This is a genomic window from Pseudoalteromonas haloplanktis ATCC 14393 (assembly GCF_000238355.1).
In the GTDB taxonomy this organism is placed as follows: Bacteria; Pseudomonadota; Gammaproteobacteria; order Enterobacterales; family Alteromonadaceae; genus Pseudoalteromonas; species Pseudoalteromonas haloplanktis.
Map to the genome: position 1 here is coordinate 81,700 of NZ_AHCA01000013.1, position 16,630 is coordinate 98,329.

Here is a 16,630-nt window from a genome sequence, read left to right on the forward strand (position 1 = left end):
ACCACGGCTATTTCTTTACCCCTTCAAATTAACCACTTTCGTTTGAGGGGGGTTTCCAAGTTGCGCGCTTTTTTTAGCATTCCATACTAAATCACAAATACCATCGGTTGGATTAAACCCTGTTGGGGCATCGAGCAACAATTGGCGGATCATTTCATGGTCAAAATTATGGCAAGCGATATCAAACGCTTCTAAAAATACTTTTAACTCAGGCAGTGGCAGCATTGCTTCACTGGCGGTCATAATGCGTTCGTGCGGTGTTTCGCCTACGTTATCGCCAATTAATAGCTCTTCATATAGCTTTTCACCTGGGCGCAGGCCGGTGCATAAAATTTCAATATCACCATGTGGGTTATTTTCGTCTTTCACTTCAAAGCCCGACAAGCGAATCATCTTACTGGCTAAATCTTTAATTTTTACCGAGTCGCCCATATCGAGCACAAATACATCGCCCCCTTTACCCATAGAGCCTGCTTGAATTACCAACTGCGCAGCTTCTGGTATGGTCATAAAAAAGCGGGTGATATCTTGATGGGTCAGCGTAATTGGGCCACCTTCTTTAATTTGACGACGGAATAATGGTACAACAGAGCCAGACGAACCAAGTACATTACCAAAACGTACCATACAAAAACGGGTGCGATGCTCTTTGCCCTTAGTTTGCGCTAAACCTTGCAGCACCAGCTCAGCCATGCGCTTGGTTGCGCCCATAACATTGGTAGGGCGTACAGCTTTATCGGTAGATATTAATACAAAGGTCTCAACCTTAGCATTTACCGCAGCTTTAGCTGCATAGTAAGTACCAAACACATTATTACGTACACCTTCAACCACATTATGCTCAACTAGAGGCACGTGTTTATAAGCCGCAGCGTGATAAACCGTTTGTACTTTAAATGCCATCATTACGGTTTCGATACGGTTAATACGTTGCACCGAGCCCATAATAGGTATTAGTTCTAACTCTAACTGGTTATGAGTAACGTATTCGTTAAGCTCTTTTTCGATTGAGTATAAACCAAACTCAGATATTTCAAACAACACCAGTTTTTTAGGTTTTTGCCTAACTATTTGCCTACACAGCTCTGACCCAATAGAGCCACCGGCTCCCGTTACCATAACCACTTTGCCAGTAATATTAGCAGCCATCAGCTCAGGTTTAGGTGTTACAGGGTCGCGGCCTAGTAAATCTTCAATTTCGACTTCTCTAAACTCAGACAGCTGCGCTTTACCTTCAACCACATCAGCCATACCAGGGATAGATAAAACCTTAATCGTGAGAGGCTCTAGTTGAGCGAGTACTTCTTTACGGCGTGCGCGGCTAGCGCTTGGTAATGCAAGTAGCACTTTAGTGGCTTTGCCTTTATTAATAAGCTCGTAAATATCTTTAAAGCAAATTACCGGAATGCCTTGAATGATCGAGCCTTGCTTGGTTTCATCGTCATCAATAAAAGCGCGTACATAATATTCAGGACCTGCACCAAGGGCGGTGGCAAGCTGCCTACCGGCTGAACCAGCACCATAAATAATCACTGACTCTTTATTCGCGGTAGCCATTTTGCCGATCATGGCGCGTACTAAAATACGTGAGCCGCCTACTGTAAGTAAGCACAACCACGCAAAAATAAATGGCATAGTACGCGGAATAGTAATACCCACAAAAAACGACAGTAACACTAAGCTAACTGTCGTTATAACCGTACCTAGCACAATAGCCCATAACGCTTGAGCATTCATGTACCTAAGTACAGCGCGGTATAAGCCTAAATTAATAAACGCGATTAAACCGGTAGGAATTAATATAGCTAGCAGTAGCCAATTACCGAGTTCACTGAAAGGCGCGAGGCTATCTAAACGCACAATAAGTGCAAGCCAAAATGCCGCAGCGATAAAAAGTGAATCAATAAATAAAGTAATCACGCGTTTTTTCGCACGCGAGGCATTCAAAATAGATTGGATGAAACTATCCACAACAAGTTCCCTTTTCTTGTACATTATCAGTTAAAAAATTAAAGAGCTAATACTGTAGCCCTATAATTGTTAAAATTTCATTAATTATAGCTCTAAACGAAAAAAATCACCACAAACCAATACATAATCATTAGTTATTGATTTGGATGGAAATATAGGAGCTAGGAGCTAGGAGCTATCAGCTATCAGCTATCAGCTATCAGCTATCAGCTATCAGCTATCAGCTATCAGCTATCAGCTATCAGGTGTCAAGACGAATTTGTCTTAGGCTGACGGCTGACGGCTGACGGCTGACGAATTTTATTTTTGACTTTAGGGCTGTCAACATTTTTGATAACTCAATGGTTTCATTTATCCACTGGGCGCCGATATTTTTATCTATATAACTAATGTCTATACCAATATAAATCTGTGTTCTAGCTTCCGCTAAAGAAGATCTAGATATATCTAAAAATCTAAGCCGCTCTTTATTACTTTCACGAGTCATCCCCTCCGCTATATTACTAGGCACTGATAGGCTGGAGCGTGTTAATTGATCCCTAAAACCAAAATCTTTAAGGTATGATGTCTTTTTATATACATCAGCACTCAATCGTGCGGCACGTTTCCATACTTCTAACTTTTCGAAATTCATTGGTTACTCTTTTAAAGTGTTTTAAAACCTTATAGGTACAAAACATTTAAAAAGCAAATAATCTCTGTGATCTGACGGCTGACGGCTGACGGCTGACGGCTGACGGCTGACGGCTCGAAACTTAGCCCTTCCCTAGCACCTAGTAACCTATCACTTACTCGCCAACTCAAACACTTCTTTCATTACTTGGGTTGTTTTGGCTATTTCATCTTCAGTTAACGTTGGGTGTACTAAAAACATAATAGACGTTTCGCCAAGCTCAACTGCATTTGGTAGGCGAGTCTTTGGGCGCCATGGCGTGTTGTCAAAAGCTTTTTCTAAATACACTTCTGAGCAGCTACCTTGAAAACACGGTACGCCGCGCTCTACTATGGTATTCACAATACGATCGCGATCCCAACCTTCGGCTAAGTGTTCAGGTTTAATAAACATATAATGTTTATATTCAGCGTGTTCACTGTATTCAGGAACCTCAACTAAACGGATACAATCAAAAGCACTTGCGGCTTTATCAAGCTCGGCGCCATACGCTTGGCGTTTTGCAGTCCACTCAGTCATGCGGGTTAATTGTATGCGGCCAAGTACAGCTTGTATTTCGGTCATCCGCCAGTTAGTACCAAAGCTTTCGTGTAACCATCTAAACCCTGGTGGGTGTTCACGGTTATAAATTGCATCAAAGCTTTTACCGTGGTCTTTATAGCTCCACATAAATGACCATAACTCTTTTGAGTTAGTGGTTACCATGCCGCCTTCGCCGCCGGTGGTCATAATTTTGTCTTGGCAAAAACTCCACGCGCCAACATGGCCTATACTACCAACAGACTTACCTTTATATTTAGCGCCATGGGCTTGAGCGCAGTCTTCAATTACATAAAAGCCATGCTGTTTACTCAGCGCCATTATTTCGTCCATTTCAGCTGGCATACCCGCTAAATGCACAACAATGACCGCTTTAGTTTTTGGTGTAAGTACCGCTTTAATAGATTCAGCAGTAATGGCTTGACTGTTTAGGTCAACATCAGCAAATACCGGCGCTGCGCCGGCTGTAACAATACTTGAGGCAGATGCTAAAAAAGTACGAGGTGTAGTGATAACCTCATCTCCGGCACCTACATTTAGCGCTTTAAGCGCAACATCCAATGCAAGCGTACCGTTACCAAGCGCTATTGCGTATTCGCTATCAGCCCAAGTGGCAAATTCTTTTTCAAATTCGCGGCCTTCAGTGCCTGTCCAATAATTAACTTTGTTTGATAAAACTACGCGGCTTACAGCATCAGCCTCTTGCTGAGTAAAGCTAGGCCAAGGAGAAAATGGGGTATTTAACATGATGTTCCTATTAGTTCGATATAGAAATTAGTGTTTAATTTATTTTGGTACTGCAGGAGAGCCAAATGCAGTAACGTTATTAGGTATATTTTTTACAACGGTGCTACCAGCACCAATCAAGCAATTATCGCCAATAGCGATTAACTGCCTCACTTGGCTGCCAATACCAACCCAGCTTTTACTGCCAACAATAACGCCGCCCGCTAAAGCAACATTAGGGCAAATATGGGTAAAATCACCAATAGTACAGTCGTGCTCAACAACTGCTGAGGTGTTGATAATACAACCCTGCCCAACTTTAGCAAATGCATTAATAATAGCACCGGCAAAAACTACAGTGCCCTGCGCTATTACTGCGTATTTACTTATCACTGCAGTGGGATGAATTAACGTTATGAGGTTAAAACTATTTTGTTGTAATAACTGTATTTTTTGCTGGCGAATTTCGTTATTGCCAATAGCAACAACAACATCGATTGGCATAGTATGTAAGGCAATTAAATCAGCGCAGGTACCCTGTATTGGCCAATGCTCAATGTGGGTTTTAGTTGGGTAAGCGTCATCATAAAACTTAACAGTAAAGCCCAATTGCTCGGCAATATCGGCAATAACCTTACCGTGCCCGCTAGCGCCAACAATCGCTAACTGTTTAGTCATTATTAGAGCCCTTAAATGGCTCAATCGTTACATGCCCGTCAGCGCTGATCCCTTCACGAACAAACACTTTTTTTACTGTGAGTAACAGTATTTTAAAATCCAGCAACAAGCTTTGGTTGTCAACATACCATACATCGAACTTAAATTTTTGTTCCCAACTAATTGCATTACGGCCATTTACTTGCGCCCAACCGGTAATGCCTGGGCGTACATTATGGCGGCGTGCTTGCTCAGCACTATAAAGCGGTAAATATTGCACAAGCAGTGGCCTTGGCCCTACTAAGCTCATATCTCCTTTTAATACGTTAAATAAACCGGGCAATTCATCTAAACTAGTAGAGCGCAAAAATAAGCCAAATTTAGTCATACGTTCACTATCTGGCAGTAAATTACCCTGTTTATCTTTACAGTCAAGCATGGTTCTAAACTTCATCATTTTAAATACTTTACCATTCAAGCCTGGACGATCTTGGGTAAATATAATGGGAATTCCTTGCTGGAAAAATATTAAAAATCCTATACATACAAGAATAGGGGATATGACCAATAGCACACTCAGAGCAATTATTAAATCAAAAAAACGTTTAATCATTAATAGCTTCCATTAAAGTTTTCTCTATCCGTGCAGCCATAATATCTCTTGAGAAGTACTCATACGAAAGCAGTTTGCAACTTTGAACGGCTTTATTGTACTCACTTTGTGAGTTTAAAAACCGAGAAATACTTGCAGATGCCTTTTCGTAATCGCTGCCATCTAAAACTAAACCACAATTATGCTCATCAATAAACTCTTTTTGCCACCCCGAGTAATTAATTGCAATTGGGGTTTGTGATGCCAAAGCGTCAAACAGCTTGTTAGCAGAGTTATGCCACATCTCCTTTACTGGGCCAAATAAAGATAACGATAAATCAGCCGCAGATAACAAGTCGACAATTTCAGTTTTGGGAACTGGTGGTAGTATATAAAGATTATTATTTAAAACCCCAGCTTTTTCTGCATCAGCAATCACTTGCTGTTTTTCCATACCATCACCAATAGCCACAAAGCATAAATTAGGGTCAAGCTTCTGTGCAGCTTTAGCTAAATCAACAATATAGCCCACTTTATTAATTAAACCAAAAGTACCTGTGTAGGTAATCAATTTACGGCCATTAACAAAACATAGTTTAGTGTTTAAATAATTACGACCAACACTTTTATCAACATCAAATAAATCAGTATCACAACTATTAGTAGCTAAAGTGACATGCTCTGCTGGAATACCATGCCTTGTGATACCATCGCACATACCTGGCGATAAACCAATAAGACGCTTAGAGTTCTTGTAAGTGTATTTTTCTAACCAAGTAGCAATTTTAATAATCCACTTATTTTTTATAACACCCGTTGCTACAGGTAACTCAGGCCAAAGGTCACGTACCTCAAACACTAGGGGAACTTTTTTCAGTTTAGAATAAATTAACCCTGGAATTGCGATGGTTAAGGGTGTGCTAGTAGCAAAAACAACATCAGCTTTGATCGAAAGCGACTTTAAAGTAGACCTAATTGAAAAGTTTATAAACTTCAAAATTCGCTTTACAAAACTATCTTTATTTGAGTAATCAAGATGTAATACATGTAACTTGATGCCATCAATTTCAATTAAGTTCCAACCATTTCGTAAATTGTAATTATCTGAAAAATAGGCAGAGCTAGTTACAAATGTAACATTATGACCATTTTTAACAAACCGTTTCGCCATTTCATAGGAACGTGTCCCCGCATTAGATTCAGGTGTGGCAAAATATTGGTGTAAATAGAGTATTTTCAATTTAATTTTTAAACTCCCTTTTTATAACTTTTATGATATGCTGAAAATCATAAAATATTTTATAACCTTTTTTAAGGCTATAAAATAAACGAGAAAGCAAAAGTTTCATACCAAATTTCCTAGCGTTCCATATGTGTCCAGACATAGCAGCTAAATTACTATCTTCATGGGAAATTAAAAAATCGTTATATCTTGAAATAGCGTTAAATCGAGAATTACTGACTTCCAAAGTTGTTAACTTCGTTAAACTTGAATCACTCTCTACAACACAGTAAATTTCATCTTTAAGTGCAATTATATTTTTCGCATAAAAAGATGACTTAAGTGAAAAATTAACGTCATTTGATGCAATCACTTCATCAAAAGTAATATTATTATCCACAACTAATGATTTCTTTATTAATTTACTCCACGGGACGTGGTAACGATATTTAATGCTAACATCTTGCTTTTCTATATAAGCGTCGACTAACTCTTTATAAGAGGTATGTCGTTTTGATTTCTCCCCATTATCTTTTATACTTGTTGGAGTGAAATAAACAATATCGTAATTTTTAGCACAACAAGTCAAAATGACGTTAAAAGCATTTGGTAAAAAATAATCATCTGCATCTGCAAAAAGAAGATACTCACCTTTTGAAATAGACATCCCTAAATTGCGAGCAGCACCAGCCCATTTTTTACCTTTTTGTTGTCTTAATAGCTGAACACAAGGATGTCTAATATCTTTTATATCAATATCGTAAGAGTGATCGTCAATAATAATTATCTCAATCCCTTCAACTTCAGGAATGCTTTTTACCAGTTTCAAAAGAGATTTCTTAGATTTATAATATGGGATAATAATAGAAACTTTAATTTTCATTCTTTTTTCCTGAACTTATTTTCACTAAAACACCTAACATAATTGCTGATAAAAAGGACATTTTTGATTGCTCAATCATAACACCACTTAACTGAGTTAAAGGAAGTGTTATTCCCCACATAAAAACTATTAACGAGTAAACTTTAACTTTATATTCAGAATATAAAAACAATGATTTTAATGAATAAAAAATAATAAATATAGTTAGCAACAAGAATAAAGTGAGTCCTATCAAACCATATCTGAAAAGGTAAGCCGCTGGAAGAGACTCTAAACTTTCCTGTCGACCCAATCCAGCGCCAAAAACTAAATTCTTTTCCATTGCCATATTAAATGAAAACATTATCTGTTCATTTCTAACATTTAAACTACCAGACTCTTCAGCACCATTCATTAGAGTTGCTAACGACTTCAAAGAAGTTAAATCTGTTGAAAATAAAAAACTTACAATGAGTTCCATATATAGATATAGCATAACGACTAAAAACAGAGGAGTTAAAAAGAGAAGTATTTTAAAAAAAGCATTTTTTACCTTAAAAATAAAATATACAAACAAAGATATAAAAACAGCTAGAAAAATTGTTTTACTTTGAGCCAGTAAAACAAGCGCAAAAAAAGATATTATACAAAAAACACCAATTTTATTTTTATTATATAACTCATAATTAACTATACTAAGATAAAAGAGAATTAAAAATGAATAACCTGAGTAATATGTAGTACCAAAAAAAGCAACACCACTATGAATTAGCTCAAACCTAAAGTCTCTTTTATATAGAAAGAATATAAAATCGCTAAAAAAACTAGTTAAAAACAACTCTATTAAAACATAAAGAAGAGAAATCAATGCAATAAAGAAAATTAGTTTCCCTTTATAAAAATCTGATTTATCTAGCATCCGACATGCTGCTAGTGTAATTATTAATAACATTGTTGGTCTAAGATAAGATAAAAAGCTTAAAAAACTGAAGTCATCTCCAGAGGCATCCTCAAGCAAAGAAAAAGTTATTATAAACTGTAAAGAAAAATAGTATAAAACAACTATTTTTTTCAGCCAATTATATTCACCAAAAGAAAAGAAAGCTAAATATATTAAAGAAAGAGTAAAAACCAATATATTAATATGTATTTGAGAATTAATTAAATAAGTTGGCAATAATGGGAAGAAAAATATGAGCAAGAAAAAAAGTTTACTAATCAAATCTCTTTTATAAGTATTACCAGAACTATAATTCATAGTTTATCACTCATCTACTGTGATAAACTTTCGATTAAGATCTATACTTAATCTTGCTAATTCATATAGCCTAGCAAAACTAGTATGCTCATCATGCACACCTTTAATATTATATTTTCCGGTAATATTAAAGTTTCTTTGAATTGTATTTAATACTGAATCATAGTTATCTTTTACTGTTGGTTGTCTAGAAAGAAAAACAGCTTCTTCATAACCAGGTGGATTATACTGAAATGAATACTTCGATTTTTGAAGTGTCTTTTGATATTCTTTTGAAAAAATAACATTTCCTATTTTTTTAAATTTTTCACTTGTAAAAAAAGAGTCATCAAGGAAGCTATCCTGTAAAATACTAAAAGCATATAGATTGAACGAATGATAACCAACCGATTTAGAATACAAGCCACTCTTACTTTTCATATTAAAAAAAGAGTCTATAAGGAAGTTAACTAACGATAATACCCCAAGTTTCGATTCGATACTAAATTTAAAAATACTAGACTTATGATAGATAACACCATCCGAATAAACCTCTATATTTCTAATAACATTATTAAAAAATAATTTAATATCATCTTTTATTGAATCTCTGGGTATCTGAGAAGCTATTGCGGCAAACCATAATTGGTGATTAAATGTTTTATCGAAGTCAGAGTAGCTTCCATCAACATTCAAAATCCTCCAAATCCCTCTTTTTTTATCAAAAAAATGCTTAAAATATATTTCTTCAGCAAGCTGTAATAAGCTCTTATCTTCTAATATCTCATAAGAAAATAAAAGCGCTTCCATGACCCAGGCTTGTCCCATAAGGCCATTAGAAAAATCTTTGTTTGGATTGCTACGACAATGAAAGGATGCAGCCATAGGTCTGAATAGGCAGCCTTTGAGCTCACTTATAATTTTCTGAGCAAATAAATAATAATTTTCATTGTTTGTTTCACGATATAGCGTCATTGCTATAATTAACCAATGACTATAGTTTCTACATAATGTTTCTGGATCCATATATGGTCCATTATGACCAGGTTTTATATTAGTCAATTCGCCATTAATTCTATTATAAGCCATTTCGAATATATCAATTATACTAACTTTCATTTTTAATTAAACCTAAATAGTTATCCAGGGTATTTCTATGGTTGAATGTTTTTTTTGCAAAAATGAAGTCACTATCTAAATGAGTATTTTCAATATTATTAGTATCGACATCAGAAAATGCTTTTACTAAAGAATCTATCGAAATAGCATCACAAATAATAGGTGACTTTATACCGAAGTTATATAAATACTTATAACTGTCAATTGGAGACAATATATTTGTAACCCCTCGTGATATTGCATAGGTTATACTAACTGTTAATTGATCGTAATTTCCAAAGCATAAATTATAATCAGCATTATCATAGAGAGCCATTAATTCTCTTCCTTCATACCACTTATCTATTTCAATAGTAACCCTATCCTCCATTGAATACTTTTTAATGCTATTAATAATATTCTCATATACTCTTTCATCATGACCATATGCCGATATAACCTTCAACATATTTTTGCTCGGTGATGGAAATGCTATACAAAAAGATTCAACAACTTTATCCACGTTATTGTATGCATGTAATGCTCGAGTTGATAAGAAGTTTAATTGATCTTTTTCTATTTTACATTGTGGGATATCCCACCATTGGTCTTGGATCCCCCAAGGAAATAGCTTTAGTTTACCCGAAAACTCAGGAAATTCTTTCAAAAACAACTCAAATGTTGAATACCAGTTGAAGACTATAAAATCTACTTTATCCAACACTTCACAGTAAGCACTTCTCAACTTCGTATTATTTTTTACTTTAGGCCATTTGCTAATGAAGTCACTACCATAGATATTTAGCAAGCTAGTATTATAATTTATTTTATTTAAAACTTTTAAATTATTCTCCGGAGTATAGTTACCTTGTAAAACAAGTAAGTCATATTTAGTATAATTTTTTAAATACTCCAAATACAAAGGTAAAGTAAATTTACTAGCTAATGCTTTTTTCAATCGAGTAAAAAAACCTTTTGATGATTTACTACCGTATGCTTTATATACTTTAAAGTCATGCGTTAATGTGCACTCTGTCCTAGCTAGCATTTCAATTGAAATAGGGTCATTAGCTTCTACCATATTATTAAACAGCTCAAACCAAATAAGAGCATTTCCTCCCGTAGCCTGTCCATAGAAAAGAACTTTTTTACTCACAACAACTACTCCCTATTTTTAAGTCTATGAAATAATTCGATAAAACTATTTTTATGGACTATCGATATAATAATAAAAATAATTAGCCAGATAAGTATTGAAAAACTTATAGTAATGACTTTAAATGCTGTAAGAGTAGTAATTAAAATACATAACAATAACAGCACATATACTTTTCTTCTTTCTATTTTCTCCCACACAAAACAAGATATCTCAGTTCGTATAAGTAAGAAGAAAAAGAAAGATATCAATGTACTTACAGCCGCTCCGGCCGCACCATAAATTGGAATGAGAAAAAAATTCCCCAATAGATTCATAGCTAACGCTATTAATGTTGGAATGAAACTCAATACAGTTCTTTTTGTTAAATTTATGCCTATAGAAGTTATTTCTGAAAGCATATATAAAAGAGGATACCCTAAACAAGCAGCTAAAAATAATTTTATATTTTCGTACCCAGGAGGAAGGAAAAAATCAATAGTCCAACTAAACATACCGACACAAGAAAAAACGAGTACTATAAAAAGGGTAATATAATTAGCCATCTCATTTATATTACCTTTCACATCAATGTGTTGTGAATGCCATTTATATACCAAAGGTACCCAAATACTACTAAACATAGACTTCAAAATAAAGCCAGCAAAAGCTAAACTAGTTGCTATTGAATACAAGCCAACATCTGATAATGAAGATAAGTATTTTAAGCTAATTTTATCTAAAGCAGTTAATCCCCAGAATAAAAGACCATTCAAAGCTAGTGGAAAACTATACTTAAATAATTTAGATAAAAGAGAAAAATCAATTAAATTTATACATTTATTAAATACACAAATAAACAAACGCCAATTAAGTAATAGATGCACTAATAGCAATACTAACCAAGAAATAGATACTAAATAAATTAAAAAATAAAAATCTATGCTACCAGTATTATATTTATTCAGTAATATTATAATACCTATAATTAAAATTATTTTTTGTATTGATTGCGTAATAGAAAAAAGAGCGGCCTCTTCATTCATTCGTAAAATAGAAGATGATATTCTTGATAACAAATGGCAGAAAATACAAAGTAGAATCAAATTTGTATACGTTGTATTTTCTAGATCAAAAATCCACTTAGATAATGTACTACTGTTTAATAATAAGAGTGCGGTTATACTAAATAGTATTATTCCAGGAAATAAAGCATTACAAAGTAGCTTTTTCTTATCTTCTATTTCATTATAAAACCTAAGAAAAGATTGATCTAATCCTAACGCTAATGTTAAAAAAGACAAATTTAAGAAGACACTTAACAAGGCAACTCTACCAATGTCCTCTTTTGAAAATGCCCACGCCATTAAAGGCAGTGAAAATACACTTAAAACACCAGATAATAGTGGCCCCAGAGCAAAAGTGATTATTTTTTTGTTATTCAAAGGTTAGGACTTTTCATTTGATTTATATTCGTAGTTGTAGTAACCATAATAACCATATGCATTGCTGGCTTTTTTAACTACGCCGTTGAATACCACGCCTTTAACGTCGGTGCCGTTTTGCTCAAAGCGGTTACGGGTTAGTTCTATTTCTTTAATATGGTTTTCGCCAAAACGCGTTACTAACAATGTAGTGCCGGTGTGGGCGCTGACAATTGCCGGATCAGTTACTGCTAAAATAGGTGGCGTATCTACAATTACAATATCGTACGCTGCGCTTACCTCTGCTACCAGTTTGCTAAAGTTGCTGTGCATTAATAGCTCTGATGGGTTTGGCGGTATTTGCCCGCGGGTAATTACATTTAGGCCTTCAACCTGAGTTGGTTTAGTAACTTGCGCAAGATCTAAACGCCCTGATAAATAGTCGCTTAAGCCATCGTCCCACTTAATGCCGAATTGGGTTTGTAGGTAACCTTTACGCATATCGGCATCGATGATCAGTACCTTTTTACCGCTTTGCGCCAGCACTATTGCAAGGTTAACTGAGATAAACGATTTACCTACACCTGGGCTTGGGCCAGATATAGCAATCAGGTTATTTTTAGCTTCCATCATCGCAAAATGTAGGCTGGTACGTAAGCTGCGCAAAGCCTCAACCGATAAATCTGCTGGGTTATCTAAAGCCAAAATTGATTTAGGCTTATTGGTTTTATTTTTTAGCGCTTTACTAAAGCCGGTGAGTTTATCTTGGTAGTCTGAATACGGTACGCTAGCGTAAACAGGTAGGCCAATTGCTTCAATTTCGTTAGGGTCTTCTACCCCTTTGTGCATAGCTTTTTGCACTAGCACAATTGCCACTGCTAGCATGCCGCCTAGCATAGTGGCCATTACTACAATCAGTGCTTTTTTAGGTTTAACCGGTTTTGAGGTATTAACCTCTGCGTGGTCAATCACTCGTACGTTACCCACTGTACCGGCACGCACAATATCAAGCTCTTGAGTTTTGCTCAGTAATAGCGTGTAAATTTGGTTACTTACCTCTACATCACGCTTTAAGCGCAGTAGCTCTTGCTGGGTCTCTGGTAGGTTACCTACTTCGCCAACTAGTTCTTTTTTCTGCTCGTTAACCGCGCTAATTTGCTCAACTAAGCCTTGGTAACTCGGGTGGTCTTTTTTAAACTTACGGCTCATTTCAAGGCGTTTTAGTTCTAGCTCTTGCAGTTTAGTTTCAAGCTTTACTACTTGCTCAAGCACACCTTGGGTTTCAAGGGAAATATTAATTGACTGGCGCTGAATTTGGTAATCGTTAAAACGCTGCTCGGCAAACTCTAGCTGCTTTTTAATTTCAGGTAGCTGTACTTCTAAAAACTCTAATGATTTTTGCGCCTCTGCTGAGTTACGCTCTACATTACGGCGTACATAAATAGCCGCTACTTTATCAAGCACTTTTTCTGCGTAGTGTGGTTTTGCACTTTGTAGGCTTAAATTAATAATGCCAGAGTCTTTACCCTTTTCACTTGCGCCAATAGCGGCTTGTAAATCTAAAATAGTATTTAAGCGATCTTTACGTAAGATTGTAAACTCAGTGCCTGCGCGGGCATTTAAACTACGTACAGTTAGGTTAAATTTACCGTTAGTCAGCTCTTGCCCTACTTTACCCGCTAATATTTGTTCGCCTTCGCCATTTAATAACGCAATGCTATTATTTTCTTGCGCTACTAAGGTAAAACCTAAACCAATCGCCGAACGGGGTACATCAAACCTAAATACATTAATACTCTCACCGCCCCACGCATAAGAGCTTGCGCCAAAGCTTGGCTCTGCTAATTCACCCTCGTTCATTGGGGTAAATTTACGAAACGCCCGGCTACCAATAAATGGGAATAACTTAGGCTCTGCCACTATATCAAGTTGCAACGTATCCACTGCTTCACCAATCACTGAGCGAGATTTGAGTAGTTCGATCTCTGTTACTGCGGCGGAGGTACTTTCAAACATGCCTGCCATGTCGTCAAAACCAGGTACTGAGCCACCGCTTTCTTCCACTTGGATCATCGCAGTCGCTTGGTATATAGGGGTCGAAAACACCGCATAGACCACACCAATCGCCATAAATACGGCGGTTAATGCAATAATAAAATATTTGCGGTCAATTAATGCGCCTAATAGCGCCATTAAATCTATTTCTTGGCTTGCTTGTGTGTCTTGTCTGTTTTGTTTGTTTGCTGCTAATGCAGTGGGCTGAGCATTCATGTACTAGCCTATCCTTATAAATACTTTTGCCAAGCGCTACAGGCGCTGTCGATTAATGCATAAACGTGTTGAAACGCTTCAAGGCTTTGCCGGTATGGATCGGGAACTTCTTTATCACCTAACCATTTACCTAGTAAAAACGTTTTGCCGCGAGCCTCTGGGTAACGGCTACACAAATCGGTTAAATGGCGGTGTTCCATAACTAAAATCACACTATTTTGTGCCACTAGGCTTGCGGTTAACTGCCTACCTTGGTGCTCGTCCATAGTTATACCATGCACCGCTGCTATTTGCTTTGCTGTAGCATCAGCAGGTTTACCTTCAAGCGCGGTTAAACCCGCTGAAGACACTTTAATACTTTTACCTGCCAATTTACTTTTTAATACGTATTCTGCTGTTGGGCTGCGGCAAATGTTGCCCGCACACACCACTAAGATAGAATCAAACATCGTAATCCTTAGTTTGTTGCAGCTAGATCATCAATTGAATCAACCGTTGCGATAGACGGTAATAGTAAGCTTATTACACGGTTCCAACGGGCAAGTGGTGCTGAGGTTACATACACTATATCGTGCGGTTGTAATTCAAACTGCTCTGCCAATACCAGGGCTGCCACATTTTTTGCGTGTAATTGGTATACATCAGCAATCACACCGTCGGTTTCAAGGTTGCGCTTACGCAGTACAAATACGCCATTTGCATCGGCGGTGTTTTCGTTTAAGCCACCCGAGTTGCTCAGTGCTTCGGCTAGATTTAGGCCATAGCGGTTAATCCCCACAGAGCCTGCTTTTTTAACATCACCTAGTACAAATACATTTTGTAGGTCATTACGATTTACATGCACTATATCACCGTGTTGTAGTAAACGGTTTTGCGAAATATCACCATGAGCATAAAAGTCATCTAGTTTGATAATTTCGGTTTTATCGCCACGGGTAAATGTTACGGTGCGCCAGTCGGCAGCTGCTGTTAAGCCACCTGCTTTATTTAAAGCATCAATTAAAGTCAGTGGAATTTCTGTAACAGGTAGTACACCAGGTTGTTGAACCTCACCGGTTACATATGCTTTTTGACTTCTAAAACCTACCACTTTTACATCAACCTGAGGGTCTTCAATCACTCGACTTAGGCGTTTTACGAGTTCAGCATGAACTTGTTGTACGGTTTTACCCGCGGCTTGAATATTTGGTGCATAGGCATAGGTAATTGTACCGTCGGCTTGTACACGAAAACCATCAAACTCTGCGGTACGTTGTACTGCGGCGGGTATTGTTAGCTCTGGGTGATCCCATACGCCAATGGTGAGTACGTCACCTACGCCGAGTATGTATTCGTAATTTTGGGTGTCTAAACCTTCAAGGCTTGAAGGTGGCTTAACTTTTTTACGTGCTTGCTTTTGCTGATAAATCAAAGATGAATCAATAATTTGAATGTTTACTTTTTCAAGGTCTTGTTCAAGGTTTTTTGTTTGTTCACCCGATTCGATTCCTTCGAAATGGCTACCGGGGATGATTGTACAACCTGTCATTGTTAGCAACGTGAGTGATGCTACAAGTGTTTTACAGCTTAGCGCCATTGTTTATTCCCAAAATAATATTAAATTCTAAAACTTTCAGCTTATTTTAAATAAATTGCTGTTATTTTTTTGCTGGCTAATTAAAGCATGGCTACCCTTGCTTCGCAAGGTTGGCTGCACGTTTAGTGTGCAAGCGGTTAACTTTTTTGTAATCTTGGTTAAAGTTTCGGGCTTCGGGCTTCGGGCTTCGGGCTTCGGGCTTCGGGCTTCGGGCTTCGGGCTTCGGGCTTCGGGCTTTTATTATCAAGCATTCTTGATTGTTTTTATTTACTTGCCAAACATTTTCCCATTTAAGCGCGGCGCGTCTTAACCTTTTGTGAATAAGTCATTTAAGAACCATTTGCACAAAGAGAAGTGTATGAGAAAAGCCACGGGCTGCGGGTAACGAGTTTCTGGCTACGAATCCTAGCTCCTAACCTTTAATGGTTGTAGGAGAGCGCTTTAGCGCCGATGAGCTTTAACACATAACCAAAAACAATCACGGCTAAAGCCTGTTCCCACAAAAGCCAAAACACCTAGCCCCTAGTCACTTACCTAGAACCTATCCCTTTAGGCACGCTTCCGCCCCTAGGTTACAGTTCCTACGTTCTGATAAATTAAGCTCAAATTTTTAGGTTCTAGGTTAATCAGTTTTAAAATTAAAGAT

At 36.9% G+C, this 16,630-nt stretch carries 14 protein-coding genes; all 14 read right to left on the bottom strand.

What is annotated here, in order from left to right; translation table 11 throughout:
- Positions 1-15: 15 nt before the first annotated feature.
- Positions 16-1,971 carry a nucleoside-diphosphate sugar epimerase/dehydratase gene (locus PHAL_RS0119425; protein ID WP_016710106.1) on the bottom strand — a complete coding sequence of 652 codons (1,956 nt, stop codon included), beginning with the start codon at positions 1,969-1,971 and terminating at the stop codon, positions 16-18.
- 241 nt (positions 1,972-2,212) lie between these two features.
- Positions 2,213-2,605, bottom strand: coding sequence for a four helix bundle protein (locus PHAL_RS0119430; RefSeq protein ID WP_016710107.1), 393 nt, complete (start codon positions 2,603-2,605; stop codon positions 2,213-2,215).
- A 150-nt stretch (positions 2,606-2,755) separates the two neighbouring features.
- The gene (locus tag PHAL_RS0119435; RefSeq protein ID WP_016710108.1) at positions 2,756-3,931 is read right to left on the bottom strand and encodes a DegT/DnrJ/EryC1/StrS family aminotransferase; all 1,176 of its coding nucleotides are present in this window, start codon (positions 3,929-3,931) and stop codon (positions 2,756-2,758) included.
- Between the two features lie 39 nt (positions 3,932-3,970).
- Entirely contained in the window at positions 3,971-4,588 is a 618-nt protein-coding gene (locus PHAL_RS0119440; protein ID WP_016710109.1) for an acetyltransferase, read from the bottom strand.
- The gene (locus PHAL_RS0119445) at positions 4,581-5,180 is read right to left on the bottom strand and encodes a sugar transferase (protein WP_016710110.1); all 600 of its coding nucleotides are present in this window, start codon (positions 5,178-5,180) and stop codon (positions 4,581-4,583) included. The genes PHAL_RS0119440 and PHAL_RS0119445 overlap by 8 nt, the downstream gene beginning before the upstream one ends.
- Complete coding sequence (locus PHAL_RS0119450; protein ID WP_029216257.1) at positions 5,173-6,399, bottom strand: glycosyltransferase family 4 protein; 1,227 nt, start codon at positions 6,397-6,399, stop codon at positions 5,173-5,175. Before PHAL_RS0119450 ends, PHAL_RS0119445 begins: the two co-directional genes overlap by 8 nt.
- A 1-nt stretch (position 6,400) precedes the next feature.
- Complete coding sequence (locus tag PHAL_RS23230) at positions 6,401-7,264, bottom strand: glycosyltransferase family 2 protein (RefSeq protein ID WP_016710112.1); 864 nt, start codon at positions 7,262-7,264, stop codon at positions 6,401-6,403.
- On the bottom strand, positions 7,254-8,501 hold the full coding sequence (locus PHAL_RS0119460) for a hypothetical protein (protein ID WP_016710113.1): 1,248 nt from the start codon (positions 8,499-8,501) through the stop codon (positions 7,254-7,256). The genes PHAL_RS23230 and PHAL_RS0119460 overlap by 11 nt, the downstream gene beginning before the upstream one ends.
- 6 nt (positions 8,502-8,507) lie before the next feature.
- Positions 8,508-9,599, bottom strand: a complete 1,092-nt coding sequence (locus PHAL_RS0119465) for a hypothetical protein (protein WP_016710114.1) — start codon at positions 9,597-9,599, stop codon at positions 8,508-8,510.
- Positions 9,589-10,734, bottom strand: coding sequence for a hypothetical protein (locus tag PHAL_RS0119470; protein ID WP_016710115.1), 1,146 nt, complete (start codon positions 10,732-10,734; stop codon positions 9,589-9,591). The genes PHAL_RS0119465 and PHAL_RS0119470 overlap by 11 nt, the downstream gene beginning before the upstream one ends.
- A 5-nt stretch (positions 10,735-10,739) precedes the next feature.
- Positions 10,740-12,158, bottom strand: a complete 1,419-nt coding sequence (locus PHAL_RS0119475) for a lipopolysaccharide biosynthesis protein (protein ID WP_080571555.1) — start codon at positions 12,156-12,158, stop codon at positions 10,740-10,742.
- 3 nt (positions 12,159-12,161) lie between these two features.
- Positions 12,162-14,408, bottom strand: coding sequence for a polysaccharide biosynthesis tyrosine autokinase (locus PHAL_RS0119485; protein ID WP_016710118.1), 2,247 nt, complete (start codon positions 14,406-14,408; stop codon positions 12,162-12,164).
- 14 nt (positions 14,409-14,422) lie between these two features.
- A complete protein-coding gene (locus PHAL_RS0119490; RefSeq protein ID WP_016710119.1) occupies positions 14,423-14,857 on the bottom strand; it encodes a low molecular weight protein-tyrosine-phosphatase in 435 nt (144 codons plus the stop codon).
- A gap of 8 nt (positions 14,858-14,865) precedes the next feature.
- Positions 14,866-15,984, bottom strand: a complete 1,119-nt coding sequence (locus tag PHAL_RS0119495) for a polysaccharide export protein (RefSeq protein ID WP_016710120.1) — start codon at positions 15,982-15,984, stop codon at positions 14,866-14,868.
- Positions 15,985-16,630 lie beyond the last annotated feature (646 nt).

Bases quoted from the DNA above. Each gene is read 5' to 3' on its own strand.
- PHAL_RS0119440 (WP_016710109.1), bottom strand. From the start codon at position 4,588: ATGACTAAACAGTTAGCGATTGTTGGCGCTAGCGGGCACGGTAAGGTT.
- PHAL_RS0119465 (WP_016710114.1), bottom strand. From the start codon at position 9,599: ATGAAAGTTAGTATAATTGATATATTCGAAATGGCTTATAATAGAATT.
- PHAL_RS0119445 (WP_016710110.1), bottom strand. From the start codon at position 5,180: ATGATTAAACGTTTTTTTGATTTAATAATTGCTCTGAGTGTGCTATTG.
- PHAL_RS0119460 (WP_016710113.1), bottom strand. From the start codon at position 8,501: ATGAATTATAGTTCTGGTAATACTTATAAAAGAGATTTGATTAGTAAA.
- PHAL_RS0119430 (WP_016710107.1), bottom strand. From the start codon at position 2,605: ATGAATTTCGAAAAGTTAGAAGTATGGAAACGTGCCGCACGATTGAGT.
- PHAL_RS0119435 (WP_016710108.1), bottom strand. From the start codon at position 3,931: ATGTTAAATACCCCATTTTCTCCTTGGCCTAGCTTTACTCAGCAAGAG.
- PHAL_RS0119490 (WP_016710119.1), bottom strand. From the start codon at position 14,857: ATGTTTGATTCTATCTTAGTGGTGTGTGCGGGCAACATTTGCCGCAGC.
- PHAL_RS0119485 (WP_016710118.1), bottom strand. From the start codon at position 14,408: ATGAATGCTCAGCCCACTGCATTAGCAGCAAACAAACAAAACAGACAA.
- PHAL_RS23230 (WP_016710112.1), bottom strand. From the start codon at position 7,264: ATGAAAATTAAAGTTTCTATTATTATCCCATATTATAAATCTAAGAAA.
- PHAL_RS0119495 (WP_016710120.1), bottom strand. From the start codon at position 15,984: ATGGCGCTAAGCTGTAAAACACTTGTAGCATCACTCACGTTGCTAACA.